The organism is Sulfidibacter corallicola, assembly GCF_017498545.1.
Classification (GTDB): Bacteria; Acidobacteriota; Holophagae; order Acanthopleuribacterales; family Acanthopleuribacteraceae; genus Sulfidibacter; species Sulfidibacter corallicola.
Genome location: NZ_CP071793.1, coordinates 7,328,182 through 7,345,639, shown reverse-complemented (window position 1 = coordinate 7,345,639; position 17,458 = coordinate 7,328,182). Strand labels below are relative to the sequence as shown.

Annotated in this window: 7 protein-coding genes and 1 tRNA gene; 4 read left to right on the top strand and 4 right to left on the bottom strand. The window is 60.6% G+C overall.

Annotated features, from left to right (window positions below; all coding sequences use genetic code 11):
- Positions 1 to 512 precede the first annotated feature (512 nt).
- The 4 genes from J3U87_RS22655 to J3U87_RS22640 all read left to right on the top strand — a co-directional run bounded on the left by J3U87_RS22655 (position 513) and on the right by J3U87_RS22640 (position 6,760).
- The gene (locus tag J3U87_RS22655; protein ID WP_237378050.1) at positions 513 to 3,899 is read left to right on the top strand and encodes a M36 family metallopeptidase; all 3,387 of its coding nucleotides are present in this window, start codon (positions 513 to 515) and stop codon (positions 3,897 to 3,899) included.
- A 394-nt stretch (positions 3,900 to 4,293) separates the two neighbouring features.
- Positions 4,294 to 4,369, top strand: a tRNA-Phe gene (locus tag J3U87_RS22650).
- A gap of 454 nt (positions 4,370 to 4,823) precedes the next feature.
- On the top strand, positions 4,824 to 5,945 hold the full coding sequence (locus J3U87_RS22645) for a slipin family protein (RefSeq protein ID WP_237378049.1): 1,122 nt from the start codon (positions 4,824 to 4,826) through the stop codon (positions 5,943 to 5,945).
- Between the two features lie 140 nt (positions 5,946 to 6,085).
- A complete protein-coding gene (locus tag J3U87_RS22640) occupies positions 6,086 to 6,760 on the top strand; it encodes a DNA-3-methyladenine glycosylase I (RefSeq protein ID WP_420038220.1) in 675 nt (224 codons plus the stop codon).
- 196 nt (positions 6,761 to 6,956) lie between these two features.
- Here J3U87_RS22640 and J3U87_RS22635 read toward each other — a convergent pair whose 3' ends face one another.
- The 4 genes from J3U87_RS22635 to J3U87_RS22620 all read right to left on the bottom strand — a co-directional run bounded on the left by J3U87_RS22635 (position 6,957) and on the right by J3U87_RS22620 (position 17,270).
- The gene (locus J3U87_RS22635) at positions 6,957 to 8,177 is read right to left on the bottom strand and encodes a hypothetical protein (protein WP_237378048.1); all 1,221 of its coding nucleotides are present in this window, start codon (positions 8,175 to 8,177) and stop codon (positions 6,957 to 6,959) included.
- 688 nt (positions 8,178 to 8,865) lie between these two features.
- Positions 8,866 to 10,863: a hypothetical protein gene (locus tag J3U87_RS22630; protein ID WP_237378047.1), complete on the bottom strand. Its 1,998-nt coding sequence runs from the start codon at positions 10,861 to 10,863 to the stop codon at positions 8,866 to 8,868.
- Positions 10,864 to 12,502: 1,639 nt separating this feature from the next.
- Entirely contained in the window at positions 12,503 to 13,765 is a 1,263-nt protein-coding gene (locus J3U87_RS22625; protein WP_237378046.1) for a reverse transcriptase family protein, read from the bottom strand.
- Positions 13,766 to 14,369: 604 nt separating this feature from the next.
- The gene (locus J3U87_RS22620) at positions 14,370 to 17,270 is read right to left on the bottom strand and encodes a hypothetical protein (RefSeq protein WP_237378045.1); all 2,901 of its coding nucleotides are present in this window, start codon (positions 17,268 to 17,270) and stop codon (positions 14,370 to 14,372) included.
- Positions 17,271 to 17,458: the final 188 nt, after the last annotated feature.

Below are 17,458 nucleotides of genomic sequence, written 5' to 3'. Positions count from 1 at the left end.
GCGCGTGACAGAAAAGTCAAAAAAAATGCATTTTCTTTCCAAACCTCTACAAAATAAAGTGTTAGACATGAACCTGAATTCCTTTTTCAGATCCGGAAGAGCCCAATGGAGGCATTTTTTCACACGGAGCACCAACCTCGACAGATCTTTTCCTGCATCAAAAACAAATGTCATATCCAAATAAAAACAAATAACAAATTTACAAACAAGACCACGCGTACACATATCGAATTACATTATCTTTTGAAATTATTTCTCAAATCAGCCTTACTATATCTCAACGGCGAAACTTCTCACACTACCGTCTTCTATCGCTTGATTTTTTCCAGGTGACCCCATATGATCGTCGGTTAATTGCAAGTCCTCCATACAATCCAAAGCGTCGCTTTTTCGACTCGCTCTTTTTTCCCCGATAGGCCGACTCCTTTGGTCGGCCCGCATTCTCATGGGGAAGGTATATCTTGCGATTGTTCATCAGAGGATCATTCTGCTTCACCGAGGGAGATTATATCTTGAAATTCCAATGGCTTGCACGGGCCGGCATGGTGACCGGCCTGACTTGTTTCCTTTCCCTGATGGCTCAGCTCAACAGCCGTCCGGGAAGCCACCCCAAACATGAGGACCGCAACATCGACGCCCGACCCGCTGCACTGGAAACCCAGCGTACCGAACTGGTCGGCACCCAACAGGAAGCCCTGACGCGATTGGGCCAAAAGGTCAACGGCTTCCGCTACTCCATCGATCCCCGCACCGGCGTCACCCGTAGTCTCGTGAGCAACACCGAGTACCTGACCTCACCCAAAACCGGCGACCACCTGCAGATCGCATTGGCCTACATCGACGCCAACCTGGCCGCCTTGGGCCTGGACAGCGCCGACATGGCCGAATACGAAGTGACCGACAACGTGTTCTCGGCGGTCACCGGCGCATCCCACATCTACCTGCGCCAGATGCATCGCGGGATTCCGGTGTTCAACGGGCAGTTGCACGTCAACGTCAACCGCGAGGGCCGCATCATCAGCGTCAACAACGCCTTCGTCCGCAACTTGGCGGGCCACGTCAACAGTTTGACGCCGGCCATCGACGCCGCTTCGGCCCTGGGAGCTTCGGCCCGCAGCCTGGAGCTGGATCAATTTCAGCCGCCGACAGTTACCAGCCCCGCCGAGGGTCCCACCCAACGTACGGTCCTCCAGTCCGCCGCGCTTTCGACCAAACCGATCGAGGCGGGCCTGATGTGGCTGCCAATCAGCAAGGGCCGGGTTCGCCTGGTGTGGAATTTCGCGGCCTGGCTGCCCAACGGCCAGCACGTCTTCAACTTCAACATCGACGCGGTCGAGTCCAAGGTGTGGACCCGCGTGGACTGGGTGGCTTCCGACAATTACAAGGTCTACCCGATGCCGGTGGAGAGCCCCATTCACACGGCGCCGGGACCGCCCGAGGACGCCCGCGTGGTAGTTGAGGATCCCGCGGACGCCACGGCTTCTCCCTTCGGCTGGCACGACACCAATGGCGAGCCCGGTGCCGAACACACCATCACCCGTGGCAACAACGTCCATGCGTACGAAGATCCCCGCAACAACAACAGCAGTTCGGGCGACGAGCCCGACGGCGGCCAGGACCTGGTCTTCGAACCCTCGCTGGATCTGAACGCCACGCCCCAGACCAACATGGAAGCATCGGTCGTGAACCTGTTCTATTGGAACAACATCATTCACGACGTCGCCTACCAGTACGGCTTCGACGAGGCCGGCGGCAACTTTCAGCAAACCAACTATTCGGATGCCGGCCAGGGCAACGACGCGGTTCAGGCCGAAAGTATGGACGGTCGCGAAATCGGCAACGCCAACAACGCCAACTTCGCCACCCCGCCCGATGGTTCGCGGCCCCGCATGCAGATGTTCATCTGGACCGACCAGACCCCGAACCGCGACGGCGACTTCGACAGCGGCATCGTCGTTCACGAGTACGGCCACGGCATCTCGAACCGCTTGGTGGGCGGACCCAACACGACCGATTGCCTGTTCAACCGCCAGCAACCGGGTGAAGGTTTGAGCGACTGGTGGTCGCTGTTCTTCACCGCGGAAGTGGGTGACCTGGGTACCGATCGGCGCGGCGTAGGTACCTTCGCCCTCTATCAGGCGCCCGACGGCCCCGGCATCCGCACCCAACCCTACAGCACCGACCCTGGCATCAACACCCACACTTACGAAAGCATCGACGGCGCCTTCGTCCCGCACGGCGTCGGCGAAGTCTGGGCCCAGGCCGCTTGGGAAGCCTATTGGGCACTGGTCGACGAGCACGGGTTCGATCCCGACCTCTACAACGCGACCGGAACCGCCGGGAACCAGCGCATGATGCTCTACGTGATGGAGGGCCTGAAAAACTCGGCCTGTAACCCCACCTTCACCGATGTGCGCGACGGCATCATCTCGGCCGCATTGGACAACCACGGCGGCGAGGACGTCTGCACCCTGTGGCGCGCCTTCGCGGAGTTCGGTTTGGGCGAGGATGCCGTCAGCGGCGGCTCCGACAGCACCAGCCCGACCAACGGATTTTCCCAACCCCAGGCCTGCCTGTGCACCATGCCGGCCACGCCCTCCGGCCTCCAGGGCCAGAACAACGGCGACAACCGCATCGACCTGACCTGGCAGGCCGCCAGTGGCGCCACCCACTACAACGTCTACCGCAGCTACGACGGCTGCGCGTCCGACACCTGGGAACTGGTGGCAGAAAACCTCACCGAAACCAGCTATTCCGACCAGACCGTCTCCGGCGGCACCACCTACACCTTCGCCATCCGCGCCAAGGACGAAACCGGCTTCTGCGAAACCGAGAGCAGCAACTGCATCACCGAAACCGCAACCGGTGCCTGTATCCGTCCGCCGGGCTTCGCCGGATTGGTCGCGGCCGTCAACCAGGAACAGGAACAGTGCAGCGTCATGCTGAGCTGGAACGCCGCCACCGGTTACTGCGGTGACAACCTGACCTACAACATCTACCGCGACACGGTTTCCGGCTTCACGCCGAGCCCGGCCAACCGGATCGCCTCCTGCATCACCGGCAGCAGCTATCTCGATGTCCAGGTCGATTCGCTGACTACCTATTACTACCTGGTTCGCGCCGAGGACGACGTCAGCGGCACCAACTGCACCGGCAACGAGGATTTGAACAGGGTCGAAATCGCGGCCACGCCTTCCGGTCCGGACGCCACCCTGCTACAGGACGACGTGGAAACCGACAACGCGACCTTCACCCTGGAAACCGGTTCGGCCGACACCGGCACCGCGATCTGGAACCGCGACGCTAGCGGCGGTCACGGCGGCGGTCACGCCTGGTTCGCCAGCGACGAAGAGGTCATCAAGGACCAGATGCTGGTCACCAGCGCGGCCATGACCTTCCAGGCCGGCACCTCACCGACCCTGAGCTTCCACCACAATTTCGTCACCGAGAACACCTATGACGGCGGCGTGTTGGAGTACTCGGTCGACAGCGGCACCACCTGGCACGACATCCTCGCCGGCGATGGCGGCGCCATCCCGGCCAACGAAGAACGCTTCCAGGGCAACGGCTACACGGGCACCATCAGTACCTCCTACAACAGCCCGATCGGCGGTCGCCAAGCCTTTACCGGCAACTCGGGCGGGTACATCAAGGAAACCGTCGACCTGAGCGACTTCGAAGGCCAGAGCGTCGTGTTCCGTTGGCGCATGGCCTGTGACAGCTCAGTCGCCTCCACCGGTTGGTGGGTCGACGACTTCCTGGTTTTCCAGAGCAGCGAGTGCGACGGAAGCGAAGCCTGTCCGACGATGGGGCAGGTCATGCCCATGTGGCCGCAGTACGACATCCTCGAGATGATCGGCTGCATGGAAGTTCCGGTCGCACGCATCGACGTGCCCTGATTCCAGACCCGTCCATTCCGGGCAACACCAACAAACTCAGTACCCAACGGCGGATCGCGGATTGCGATCCGCTTTTTTGTTGGATGCCGCGGGCCGGGGGCTCGGTCAAAATGTTTCAGAATGTTACATTTCGATACAAACGGCTAATCACCTATATGGGCAGCGCCATTCCCGCAGACCCGGCGATTCTGACCAGTATCCACCCACGCACCATAACCCCATTTTTTTCATAATGTTACCTGAAAACTCAGGCCATCGAGCGAGGCTTGGCATCAGCCATGCCTTAGCGTTTTCCCGGCGAAAGGCTGGAGTTTCCGGCGGCGCACTCCCTTTCTTTGCGAATCAGGTCGGTGTGTTCCGCGAACGGGTTCCAAGGCTTCTGTTTTTCACCCTCAGGCGTGTAGCTCAGTGGATAGAGCAGCAGATTGAAAACCTGCGTGGCATTGGTTCAACTCCAATCTCGTCAACCAGACATCGTTTTAGGATAACGACTCGTCAACCTCGGACTGAAACTCCGAAACTTTTTCTTGGTGGTGGAGAGCACCTCGATCCGAGCGGCACCGATTCGGTTTGAAGACCTGGTCTCCGAGCCGAACGGTGACGCGGGAACGGATTCAGGCGCCCTGCGGCACGGTGACATCGGGTTACGGACATCGAAAAGGACCGCCCTTCTCCGGCGGCCGGTCTCCTTCGGGAGCCGCCCGTCTCGAGTCGTGGTGCGCCGATTCGAGCGAAGTGATCCGTCGCCGCGCCCCGCGCCGGGGACTTGTCCCCAGAATCCGATCGACCTCTTCGCCGCCTCCCCTTCCCTACCGCCCATTCAACCGTGGTTCGCGAAGGCGCACCACCATCCATCTCAACATTCAATCAGAAGCCGTTCGACACCATTGCGGTGTATCGAAAGGCGTGTCAGGAGTTCTCGACATGTTGCGGAACATTCATATTTGTAAGGGTCAGTTGGGCCTCGTCTTCCGGCGAGGCGATCTCGCGCGCGTTTTGGCGCCCGGAAGCCATTGGCTGCGTGCGCGTTTTCCAAAAGAAGAATGCCTGGTGATCAACACCGCCAACACCCGCTTCACCCACCCGCGTTTCGATGCGCTGGTCCGCGACGAACTTCTGAAGCCCTATTTGGAAGTCATCGAGCTGGGTGATCGCGAGCGGGCCATCGTCCGGTTGGACCATCGCGTTCGCTGGTTCCTCGGCCCCGGCCGCCACGCGTTCTGGAAGGATGCGGGCGTTCTCGAAGTCGAACGCCTGGACATCGGGCCCGTGCCCTTCGAGCACGCCTCGATGGACGCGATCTTCACCTTGCCCGAAAGCCGACTGCACCTGGAACGCATCATCGTCGAAAGTTCGGAACGCGTGATTCTCACGCGCGACGGTCAGGTCGAGGTGGTGTTGGATCCGGGTCAGCACGTCTACTGGAAGGACGTCGGCAAGATCGCCATGACCCGTGTCGTCGTTCAGGAGCAGTACCTGGACATCGGTGGCCAGGAAATCATGACGGCCGACAAGGTGTCGCTGCGACTGAACCTGTTGGTCAACTACCGCGTGGTCGAGGTGATCAAGGCCGCCGTGGTGGTGGAGAACTACAGCCAGGCGCTGTACCGCACCGCGCAAATGATCTTGCGGGCGGCCGTCGGCACCCGTCCGCTGGACGACTTGCTGGCGGACAAACACGCCATCGGGGGTGAGATCGAGGCCAGCCTGAAGGCGCACGCCGCCGGCCTGGGTCTGGACGTGATCAGTGCCGGTGTCCGCGACATCATCCTGCCCGGCGACATGAAACACCTGTTGAACCAGGTCACCGAGGCCCAAAAACGGGCCGAGGCCGACTTGATTCGTCGGCGTGAAGAAACCGCCGCCGCGCGCAGCCAGGCCAACACGGCCCGACTGTACGCCCAGAACCCCACCTTGATGCGTCTGCGCGAGCTGGAAACCCTGGAGAAGGTCATGGACGGAACCGAGTCGACCTTCATCATGGGCAGCGGCGATATCGTCAAGGAACTGACCGCCACCCTCATGAGCGGTCACAAGCGTGAATGATCCAATCGTGCCGCGTTTCGGTGTCTCACCGGGCGCGGCACTCTTCTTTTGTGGGGCCCCTCGCCCGGGGTACGGTATCGGAACCCGAATTTGTGCTCTTCAGGGCGCGTGAATGTGATTTGATAGATCTGCTTTGAAAGATGTTACGGGGAGGATCACAGGTGACAGACGCGAACGTGACGGAGCAGAAGGAAGGCCTACACTGTGGAAACGATGGCTTGACCCGTTGTTGGTGGGGCGCCAAGGACGAGATGTACATCGCCTATCACGATGGAGAGTGGGGCCGTCCGGTCAGCGACGACCGCACCCTTTTCGAGAAAATATGCCTGGAGGGTTTCCAATCCGGCCTGTCGTGGCTGACCATTCTGCGTAAACGGGAAAATTTCCGCGCCGCGTTCGCCAATTTCGACATCGACACCGTCGCAGAGTACGGTGAATCGGACGTCGAGCGACTGCTGGAAGACGCCGGGATCGTACGTCACCGCCGCAAGATCGAGTCCACCATCAACAACGCCCGTCGCGCCAAGGCCCTGCGCGCGGAGTTCGGATCACTGGGCGCCTATTTCTGGCGTTACGAGCCCAAACCCGAAAATCGGCCCACATCCTTCACCTACGCCACCCTTTCCAAACTGGCCAAGACCGAGGAATCCACGGCACTCTCCAAAGATTTGAAGAAACGGGGCTGGAGTTTCGTGGGCCCCACCACGGCCTATGCGTTCATGCAGGCCATGGGTCTGGTCAACGATCATCTGGAAGGCTGCCACTGCCGCGAGCCGCTGTTGGCCATGCGGGCGTCGTTCGTGCCACCGGTCTGAGCCGACGCGAACCGGGCTCGAAACCCGACCGCAAATTCAAGCGGACACCGCGGACGAATCGACCCAGAAGATGAGACGATCGAGGCATCCGACGCGACCGCCCACATGCGCACAATGGTCCGCCTTTGGCGGGATCATTGCCCATCCAGGCGGTCCAAGCCAAGCTTGGCGGCATTCCGTTCTGGATGGGCAAGGGTTACACACTCAGATCCAAGAAGGGCGGAGCTTCCTGGTCGGCGTCGGTTGCGGCACCGACCGCGTCGAGCGCACCGGATTCGCCTGCGTCGTCCTGGCTGCGTTCGTCTCCGTCAAAAGTGGCCAAATCCACTTGTTGCACGGAGCCGACACTGCCGTTCTCCCGCAGGAACACACCGCTGCGCCGCACCTGGCCGAGCGTTTGGTTGTCGGTATCCTTGAGACTGAATTCGGTGGAGGCACTGCCCAGGTAGATGGCGCCGATGCCCTGGTCGGCCAACGATTGCAGCCGATCCGTGCCCTGCGCATCCTTGTTGTAGAGCAGGAGCTGGTCGAATACCGAATCGCCTTCGTCGATGAAGCCGTTTCCGTCTTCGTCATAAGCCGCCAGATCGCCGAACCCGTCACCGGATTGGGTTCCGAACAGCTCGGATCCATTGTTGATGCTGCCATCCCCGTTCAAGTCCAAGGCGAGGAACCCACTTCCTCCGGCGAGGAAATGCATCTCCTCTTCGGTGCCGTCCGAGTCCAGATCGAAGCTGAAGCGCGCGTTGCTGAGTTGGGCGGTACCCCCGCCGAAGTTGACGACCAGGGGATCCGTGAGTTGTTCACCGATGCGGATCGACAGGTTCTGCTCGGTATAGTACTCACGCGACATCTCGAGATCGAGATCGAATTGAATCTCGCGACCGTCGGCCGTCTTCACGGTGCCGGAGGCCTGGAAGGCGGTTCGTTCCGTCTCGAGATAGGATTCGTGATAGTCGTAGGCCAAACCGAATCCGGGTGGGCCAGCCGGTCCACTGGGACCGTTGCCCGATTCGGCGGGACCGAGCCCGAATTGGGATGCCAGTTCTTCGGTATCCGTTTCGGGTTCTTCGAATTCCTTGACCTTGAATTTACTGCCCAGGATCTTTTCCAAAAGAACCTTGACCAGTTCTTCCTTGGTCGTCACGGTGTGTTCGGCGACATCCATCAGATCCTCGGCGGCCTGATCGCGCAACTGGGTTGCGGCTCGCCGAGCCTGACCCGAAAGCTCCATCCGGTCGGATAGTCGACCGAAAACGAGGTTTTCGCGCGATTGAAAGGCGGTCAGGCTGGTGGATTCGCGTTGAAAGTCGAGGGTGCGGTTCCCCTGGCGGATGCGCAGGGACTCGCGCTCCTGGCGTTGCTCGGCATATTGTCTGCCGCTGCCGAGCTGAATGGCGGCGGAGGTAATGTGCATGGTCCCATCCTTGGGTATGGATTTCTCGTCCGTGAAAGATTTGCGTGGGCCCCTCCGGAATCCCATCCACCTCGAAAGGTCCGAGACCCGAAAGAGATAGTGGAACACGCGTTTTGTGACAAACTGTGTCTCTTTCCTCTTTTCGACGACGCCGCCCCGGAACTCAACTTTGGGCCATAACTCCCCTACTTGCGCAACCTTAACGCAACTCGAATTTGAGGGCAGTGGATTTCTGATTCCTGCGTGAGCCCGATGCCAAAGAGTTTCTCCCCTCCTCGAATCCGGTTCGGACAGCCACTCCGACTCGGGCCCTCCCCAAGGAAACCGAGGCTGAATCTCATCTCCAAAAAATGTGAAAAAAGGCGGCACTTTTTTTCGCGATCCCACGCCCTACTACTTGAGAACGGCGATGGTTTACCTCACCAGAAGCCAAACGCGTGATCCCTTTACTCCTTGAGCGATCACGTGCTTCTCCTCAAAGCAGTTCCGTGCCCCAACCCTCACGAACCGGTGAGTCCCTTCACCAAACCTCATCAACGGGCACGGGAACACCTCCCAACCTTCTCATTCCAGGCACCGGCGACGAGCCGGTGCCCTTTTTTTTGCCCAAAGGCAGACTCGGCAATAAAAAAGGCCGGGTACGAGACCCGGCCTCTCATGTATCGAGGTTCCTTCGAGAGCGAGGCACTCAGCGGCCGCAGCCGCCTGCGCTATAGAAAATCAGCATGTCGAGCAGGTCGACGAAACCGTCGCCGTTCATGTCCACGTCGTCGTTGGTGGATTCGCGCCAACGAGGCAGCAGGTCCTCGCGGGCCGGCAACACGTCGACCACCACGATTCGGAAGGGATAGACCCGCGTGACATCGTTGTCGAGATCGCGAATTTCCACGAAGATATCGCCTGTCTCGGTGAGATCGGGATCGGCCCAGACCGCGCCGTTCACACCCGCTTCGGGGGCATCGCTGCACAGGCTTTCGGCACCGTCGAACCAACGCATTCGGTAGTTGCCCTGCCCTAACACGGGGAACGCGAGCGGGGTGTTGGGACAGAAACCCCAGAACGCGAGCAGGCCGTCCAGGTCCACGTTGAAGGGATTGTCGGGCACCGTGGCGCCGGCCTTTTCGAAGTCGCTTTCAAACCACTTGGCGGCCTCGTCCTGGCAGTTGCCCAACACGGAGAAGGTCTGCTTGTAGCTCGAGGTGAAGCTGCCCTGGGTATAGGCCACGTCGATCGAGAACCGCAGGGACTCGCATTCCCGCGACAACTGCAGCAGGCGGTACCAGAGCCCCAGATTCAAGGTCGATCCGTTGTTTACGCCCACACTGATCACCTGGCGACTGTCGGCACAGGCCCCGTGAACCAGGCCCTGGCTGTCCGTGCCGAACGCGATCTGCGCGTCGGCGGGACTCACCGAACCCAAGGTGATGCGCACCGTGGCGTTGGCGCCCGTGTCGTTGCGGAAGCTGAACGGTTGTTCGAGAATCTCGCCCAAGTCCAGGTAGGTGTCGGCGATGGGATCTTCGGCGTCCAGGAAGAGCGGCTCCACCAGTGATTGATAGGTCAAACCGTGGGCCGGCGAGACGACCGAGATCACCGCACCCGAGCTGTGTTTGATGCGCGCTTCGATCTGGTATTCGCCAGGCTCGCCGGAAGGCAGGCTCAGATCGGTGCTCAGGGCGCGGGGGTCGGTGGTACCGCCACCGATGCGGGTAGCCCGGGCGAAACTGTCGGTTTGGCGATAGTACCACTCGATGGTGTAACTGCCGGTCAACTGATTCCCAGATCGCCAGGCCGCGGGAACGCTCACCGCGGCTTCGGCGTTGCCGTCCTCGTCCATCGCGAATTGGGTGAACTGGAACGCATTCAGATTGGCGATATCCCCGAACGCCGAGGCTTGGGTACAGCCGTTGACGTTCATCACGTACAGTGCGGCGGATCGGAAATTGACGCGGGTGTTGCGTTGCTGGAAACGGACCGGAATGGAAACCGGGGACGTCAGGACTTCGCGTACCGTCTGACCGTTGACCTCTTGCTCGGTAATGTCGAAAAAGTTCCAAGTCTCGCTGTCACAGTCGATTTGGTTGAAGAGACCATGCCCGCCCAACTCGCGTTGGGGGAACAGGCGATTGGAAGCGTCGAAGATTTGGGTCGAGGGGTCGATCATCGCGATTTCCTCGCGCACCAGGGCGACCCAGAGGTCGTAATAGGAGTTACCGAGGGGATACTGGAAGGAAGCGAGGCCGTTCCACCACTCGAGATTCTCGCCGCTGGGCACGTTGTTGACGTTGAGGTTCCAATCGATGCCCAGGAAAAGGCGATAGCTGGTGTTGTCCACCTGCGAGCGGTTGAGGCCCTGGTCGCGAATGGGGACGGTCCAGCTCGAGGAGTTGTAGAGGCTGCAACCGCCGCCTTCCGTCCGCGGCGCCGGGTTGGTGTCGGAGATGACGTCGACGACCCGAATTCCATCGGCGGGAGGATTGGAGAAACGCAATTGATTGGACGAATCGGACGCGAAAACCAGGTTGGGGTTGGCGGCGTGGGTGAACCCCACTTCGAACGTCAAGCAATCGGCCGGAAGATTGGCCGGACCCAGATCGGGGCACATGAAACTGTTGTCGACCATATGGATGTTGAAGGTCAGTGACTGGGTGGTATTGGGACCCCATGAAGGTACGGGCGCGAGCACCTGCGAACTTCCATACCCAAGATAAGTAGTATTAAAAATGGTCGAGCCTAGATATTCGGCACAAGCGGGTGCTACTAAGTGAGGTACGACATTGGTCAAGGTCTGAGAACCGGTATTGCGGACATCGACGGTGACGGTTACCGAACCGTCCCTCTCGGCGAAATTGGATGCCGAGGACGTTCGATTGGTGACGCTGAACGACTGAGCCATCAACGCACTCGGCAGAAGCATGATTCCGGTGAACACCACCGTTAGAAGAAGACGTTTGGCGGAACTCGCCCACTCCAACTTACTCAAGGAACCCTCCCTTTGCGGAACAGTGCTTAGGTTAAACAAAGAAATTGATGAAAGTATGGAGATGCGATTCAACGGCCGTTTTCATTGAAAGAATTGGCGATTCATGGCGGCCTTCGCATCCTAACCGATCAATGTGTGGATGGCTTTGACTCCATTCTTCTGACATGCAATTCGATGATTAATATTCAGAAATCCGAATGTCTTTACAGACCGTATGCCACATCACAAAGCAAATCTCGGGCCTATTTGCTGGTCCTCCCTGGGCGACAATCCATCGATGCGCGACGCAGCCCGGATCGCAGCCGAAATCCACCCGTACAGCCCACCTCCGAACCGGCAGCGCCGGAATCCAAATCCGTGCCTTTCAGACGCTTCGCCTCATCCGGCTCGGGTTTCAGGGACGCTCGCAAGCCCTATGTCGCTCGTCGATGCGACAGCATGTGCCCGATTTTTTCCCTCTCCAGTGGCGCGAAACGACCGCCTTGTCGCCTCGGTATTTTTTTCCGGGCATCGCTCTACAACAGGGTTCATCTTCCGATGAGCCCTAACAACCTCAACGTAAATACAATATTTCAAGTGCACTAAAGACACTTAACACAGAACCGACCCGAACGGGACAGCCATTTTCATGAGAGAGTCGACCACGATGCGCGCGAATCGGGCCTTCTTCCGGCTGAACAAGGCGCTCGATCGGGCTTCACCGGTTGCGTTGCCGTAGACCGCAGGACCCGCGCGCTCGAACGTCGGTCTCGTCCATTTACGCGCACCACTTTTATTACCCCATGAGGAATCATCCATAGTTTCACAAGCGGAAACGCATAGTTTCGGTTCCCATCGCTTCCACATCGCGACTCGATGCGACGATCACTATGAAATGACGGCCCCTGAAGCGGCGAATTCATGGGATCCCGCACTCCGGATCGGAACGCGATCCGGGGAAGGGTGCGCTTCGCCCTTTGGCGTAATTGATTGTCGCTGCCTGGGTTGCTACGACTGGTTGAGCAAGCTGCTCAATCTACAGGCCTGACGCCGCTCTCCCGATGCGGGAACTTTGGACCTCACGGCTTTCGATTGGGGTCGTGAGGAGAATGATCGGCTTCGCTCTTTGGCGTAATTGATTGTCGCTGCCTGGGTTGCTACGACTGGTTGAGCAAGCTGCTCAACCTACAGGCTTTACGTCTCTTGCGCATGTGGAGGCTCTTCGAAGCGGCTCGCTTCGCGATGTTTCATTCTCGAAATCGAGCTGGGCGCACGCCGGATCAGAACGCGATCGGGGTTCATTCTCGCGAAACAAACCGCTTCGAAGTGCCCGTGAGCCGAGGTATTGACGTTGCCGCATGCCTCACAACTCGATCGAATCCGATCCGTAACGCGCTTTGATGGCTTCGACCCGATCCAAAAACGCGCGGCCCTTCTCCGCGTCGACCATGTGCACGAAATGGGCGTAACCCTCCAACGAAGCCAGCAGATCTCCGCCGTTACCCCAGCGTTTGCCGGCGGGCCCGTCGAGCTCGACCTGGAACAGAACCGCTCGAAACCGGCGCAACGTCTTTCGATCCAGAGACAACTTTCGATTGACCACGATGCCGGTCACCTCCTGCTGGCGGCCGGCTCGCAAAACGCGGGTCTTTTTCGGATGAGGCCTGAAACCCTCGTGTTCGATGATGTCGCGCGCCTTGCCCAGCAGTTTGCCCACCCGGTCGGTGGCCTCGCCCGAACCGGAAAACGTCAGGTCATCGGCATACCGGGTGTAATGGAATCCCAGGCTTCGCGCCAGTCCGTCGAGCCTGCGATCCAGGCGCCGGCACAGAAGGTTGGTGACCGGTGGCGAAGAAGGCGCCCCCTGGGGCAAAAACCTTGGCCCGCGCGCCACGTGGTATCGCTCGCCCAACCACTCGTAGGTCTCCACTTCGGGTTCGGTACAGAGCAGGCCCAGGATGGTGGCGACCTGCTCGCTGTACCCCAAGGTGCGAAAGAGACCCTTGACCCGGGCGAAAGTAATGGTGGGAAAGAAGTTCTCCAGATCCATGTTGATCACCACGTCGGCGCCCACGTGCGGTCTGGCGTTGTCCACGATCGAATGGCCGGGCAGAAACCCCTTGGCGGCCCGGTGGACGGGAACTTGAGCCAGAATCCGTTGGTAGATCCAGTGTTGGGCGGCCTTCAAGCGCGGCATCGGTGCCGAAATCTGGCGATGTCCCCCAGTTTTCTTGGGCAGCAGGAATCGCTGGTAGTGGTTCACTCTTGAATGCGTCGGCGCGAACGCCAGGAACCGAAGTTCGGAAATCTCGATTCCCATCGCCGCAGCCAGGTCATCGGCATCGTGGAGCACCGGCAACTGGGGGTGGTCGGCCAGACGATCCAGTCGCGAGCGCCGATCTTGGAGCCCGCCACTCAGGCGATCACCGAGGTAGGTCAGCGTTTGGGTTGGGACCCTTGGCGGCGTGGGTCGAGGTGTACGGGACCTCCGTCGGGCAGCCAGGTTCCTTTCACGACGAAGTCGGCGCCGGGCCTCATCGCCCAGGCGTTGTTCCAACTCGGTTCGCAAGGGATCGAGACAAAGATCGCGATCCACCACCTGGTCCTGCGAATCGACGGTCGGCAACCTTTGGTCCGAAGACGCTTCAGGTCCGGAAGGTGCGAAGCCGGAGGGGTCGGGGGATGTATGCGGATCGATCACAGCACCGCACCTCCCCTGCCCGAGCAAGGGCGACACCGACCCGAAACCTTCGTCGACTTCTCGGAACCGGACGGCTCAGCCATCGGCGGGGTCGTGCCGAAAGCACGCATTAAGTTCACGGAATTCAGACCGTAATGCGGATTTCGGAAAAGGCCCCGGTGTGCCAAAGGCCGGCCGGTGATGCATGTCGTGGCTGAAAGCAGGGATGGCGATCCGCCATCCGGGATGCAAGGCGGTCGGTCGGTGTCGCATCCCCCGATCGGGGTGCGCACATCATAGCCCAAAACGGATTTTTGGAAAACGGTAACGCGCGACTCGCTCCGAGCGAGCCCGGCACCGGCGCCCGAAGCCAGCCTCGCCATTATCCTAACCGGTGCCCACCGCCCAAAGAAGGGGTGCCACCGATCACCCGGTTTCGATAGGTCCCGAACGGTCGAGCCGGGACGTCGTCGCATGTTCGTTTCGATCTTCATGACAATCAAATCCAGAAAAAGAATGGACGGCGTGACGGGCACGCCACCGAGCCGGTTCAGGTCGTGACGCGCCGGCTTTCGCGAACGGGAACGGGAACCCGCTGTACCATCAACCCGAAAGGCGGAGATTTTTTCTTGGCGCCCGGTGCCCACACCAGCCCTTTGGCCGCGAGGGCCGCGACCAATTCGCCGCGCCGCCTGGCGGGCAGCCGGCTCTGTAAGCGGTTCAACCAGGACCAACCGACGGAGGGCGCCAACCGGCCACCGACCATGCCGTCCAAAACCGGTTCCAGGGCCCGGCGACGCAATGTTCCAGAAGCGGCGCGGTTCGTCAACAGGGCACCCATGACGGGGCCGAATTCGGCCACGTGTTTGGGCGCCCGGTCCACCTCGGCCAGCATCCGGACGGCGATTCGTTCGAGAAGCGCACCCGATGCACGATTCGCGAGTTCGACCAGATGCGGCCAAGATCCGACGTCATTCAGCGCGAAATCGAGCAATCGCCGGCTGAAATCCCGACCCCGGTCACTTTTGGCACGAGGCAATGCGAGCCAGGCATCGGCCGACAGCTTGCCTTCCGCCAAAAGCTCTTCGAAGAGGGCCGTGGCGAATTCGAAGGTATCCTCCCATTCGCTGTCCAACAACGATGCCCAGACGGCGGAGCAACGTCGCGTCTCCGGCTCGAACCACTGCAGGGCGGCCGAGGCCGCGAACACCCGCAGTTCCGGCAAGACGTGATCCGCCAGCCGCACCAGGTCGCGCTCTTCGAAATCCGCCACATCGCGAAAATGGCGGATGATCTGTGCCGCGAGCCGGTGTGCCGCGGCATGGGGCACCGCCAAGAGGCGTCGCAGCAGGGCATCGTCCACCGCGACGAGGCCGCACTGCAGGGGACCGCACAGGACCTCCAGGCGCGCCTGGTGCGCCTCCGGCGAATCGGGTGCCCGCAGCAGATCGCGGCACAGCAGTTGAACCGCCAGTTCGCGGCACTCCGGGGAAATCGAATACAGCCGATCCAGCAGCAGGCCCGCACGCTCGCGAACGGCCGCGCGCGAATCGCGGCAAAAGAAGACCAGCGCGGCGGCGTGACGCAGGAGTGCCGAATCCGGCAGGCGGCCCAACAAGTCCAAACCCAATTCGTAGCGGTCCTCGGCCCGCCAGACCGCCATCCAAAAGCCATCGGAAAGCGATTCGGGCGTTGCCGCGAAACGCGCCAAAAGCCTCAGGGCAAGGCGTCCCACGTCCTCGCAAGGATGGTCCATCATCTCCAAGGCGACGGTCTCACTGGGCGCGAAGCCCGCCCGCGCCAGGTCCCCCGTGGCTTCGACGCGTTCACCCAGGGTTTCGACGATCGCGGCCACATCCCGAGCCCAGGCCGTCTCGAGGGTCCCGGACAAGCCGGAGGCCAGCCGCACGGTCAGACGGTGCAAAATGTGTTCGGCGAAATCGGGCTGCAGCGGGTTGGTGGCCAGCCAGTCGAGACAGGCTCGTCGAACGTCGCGATGGGTGCTGAGCGCCCAACGCACCACCACGGTTGGGTGACCGGCCGGCCAGGAGGGATCGGGCGCGCGATCGAGTGCGAGGCGATGGGCCTCGGGTTCCGGGCACAACAGCAACGCCGTGGCGATCTCCGGCTCATCGATCAGGTCGGCATGGCGATGCCGCACCAAGTGGAAGCCCAGGGCCCGCGTTTCCGGAAAGGGCCCGTTCAGCAGCGCGACCAGATCCTGCAGGGTCCAGGTCGTGTCGGCCCGATCGGCGAGCGCCTTTGCCGCGAACTGGTGAACCCGGTGGCAACGACCGCGCAGCAGAAGCATGCGCAACAAATCGGGGCGTTGATCCCAAAGTTCGGGAAAGGCCTCCTCGCGCACGTCGGGCGGTGCATCGCCGGGCACCCAATCGCCGCGACAGCGCCAGTGAAGGCGGCCGGGGGGGCGCCGGTAGCGCGGGCTCCGCCCGTAGATGACCTGGTTCATCAGAAAACAGGCGGCGAAACGGTCGGCCACCACTTCGTGCCAGGTTTCCTCGATGCCGTCGTAGTGGCGATAGCTCCGTGGTTCTTTGCCGTCTTCGTCGCGATAGTGACGCAGCAGCTCCGCCGCAAACCGAACGTAGGTGGCACCGTCGGTTTCGGCCATCCGCTTCAGCGTGCGCCAGGACGCGCGCCGCAAGTAATCTTTGGAAGACGAGAGAAAGCCGATTTTACAACCGTCCTTGGCGAACTCGTCAGGCAGCCGGACCTTGAAGACCTGGGGCCCGTCGGTCACCCAACCCCACCCCGAAACCCGCTGCGCACGCTCCACTTCGAAACGATAGGCGAGGATTCCGAACACTTCCGCATCGCCGCGGAAGATCGCCGCCTTGAAAATTCGCCGCAGGAATCGGAAGAGCGGGGGTCGCAGTGGCAACTCCGTAAGCGCGGCGAGCAGGCAATGCCGCACCCGCCGATCTTCCGGATCGTCGATCCGGTACAAATCCCAGATGAGAGCGGCGTGATGAAACCCCGCCTGTTGCGAGAGCATTTCGCGGAATCGCATCACGAAGGAATCGGGCTCTTGGCAGACTTCGCGAAACCAGGCCGGGAGATCACCGAACCCACGGTCTCGCAAAGTCGCTTTCTCATCGGGCGTCAAGAGATGGCGCCACGCTTCTCCCGCCATGAAGCGAACGTAATCGGGAAGTTGCTGCGTTCGCTGAATCGAGTCCAGACGAGTTCGAGCACCATCGATCTCACACCGCCCCGCGGCCCAGGCCCCGCAATACAACACCATCGGATAGCGAGATTTGAGCGCTTCCAGGATCGAGGTTCCAGCCTCCGCGAACCCGTACTCGCCGGCACGCCACAACAGCCGACTCAGGGCGCGTTTGGAGGTGCCGGGGTAGAAGGCGGCACCGTGGAGCTGGCGAAGAAAAAGATTTCGTTGTGCATCGGGGACCTTGGTCACAGTCACGGTCAACAACTTTCCACAATAATCGTGATTTATCGAACATCGAGGTATTTACAGCCACGCCAGGTATGGCAGAGCGGCCGGACATTCTAGCACGAGGAGCCCTGCCGAGAAGCGGCAACATCGAGATGATCGAAACCATTGAGTCTTTGAGGGGGGAGATCTTCCAATCATACGACAAGAATGCCTTCCCGCTT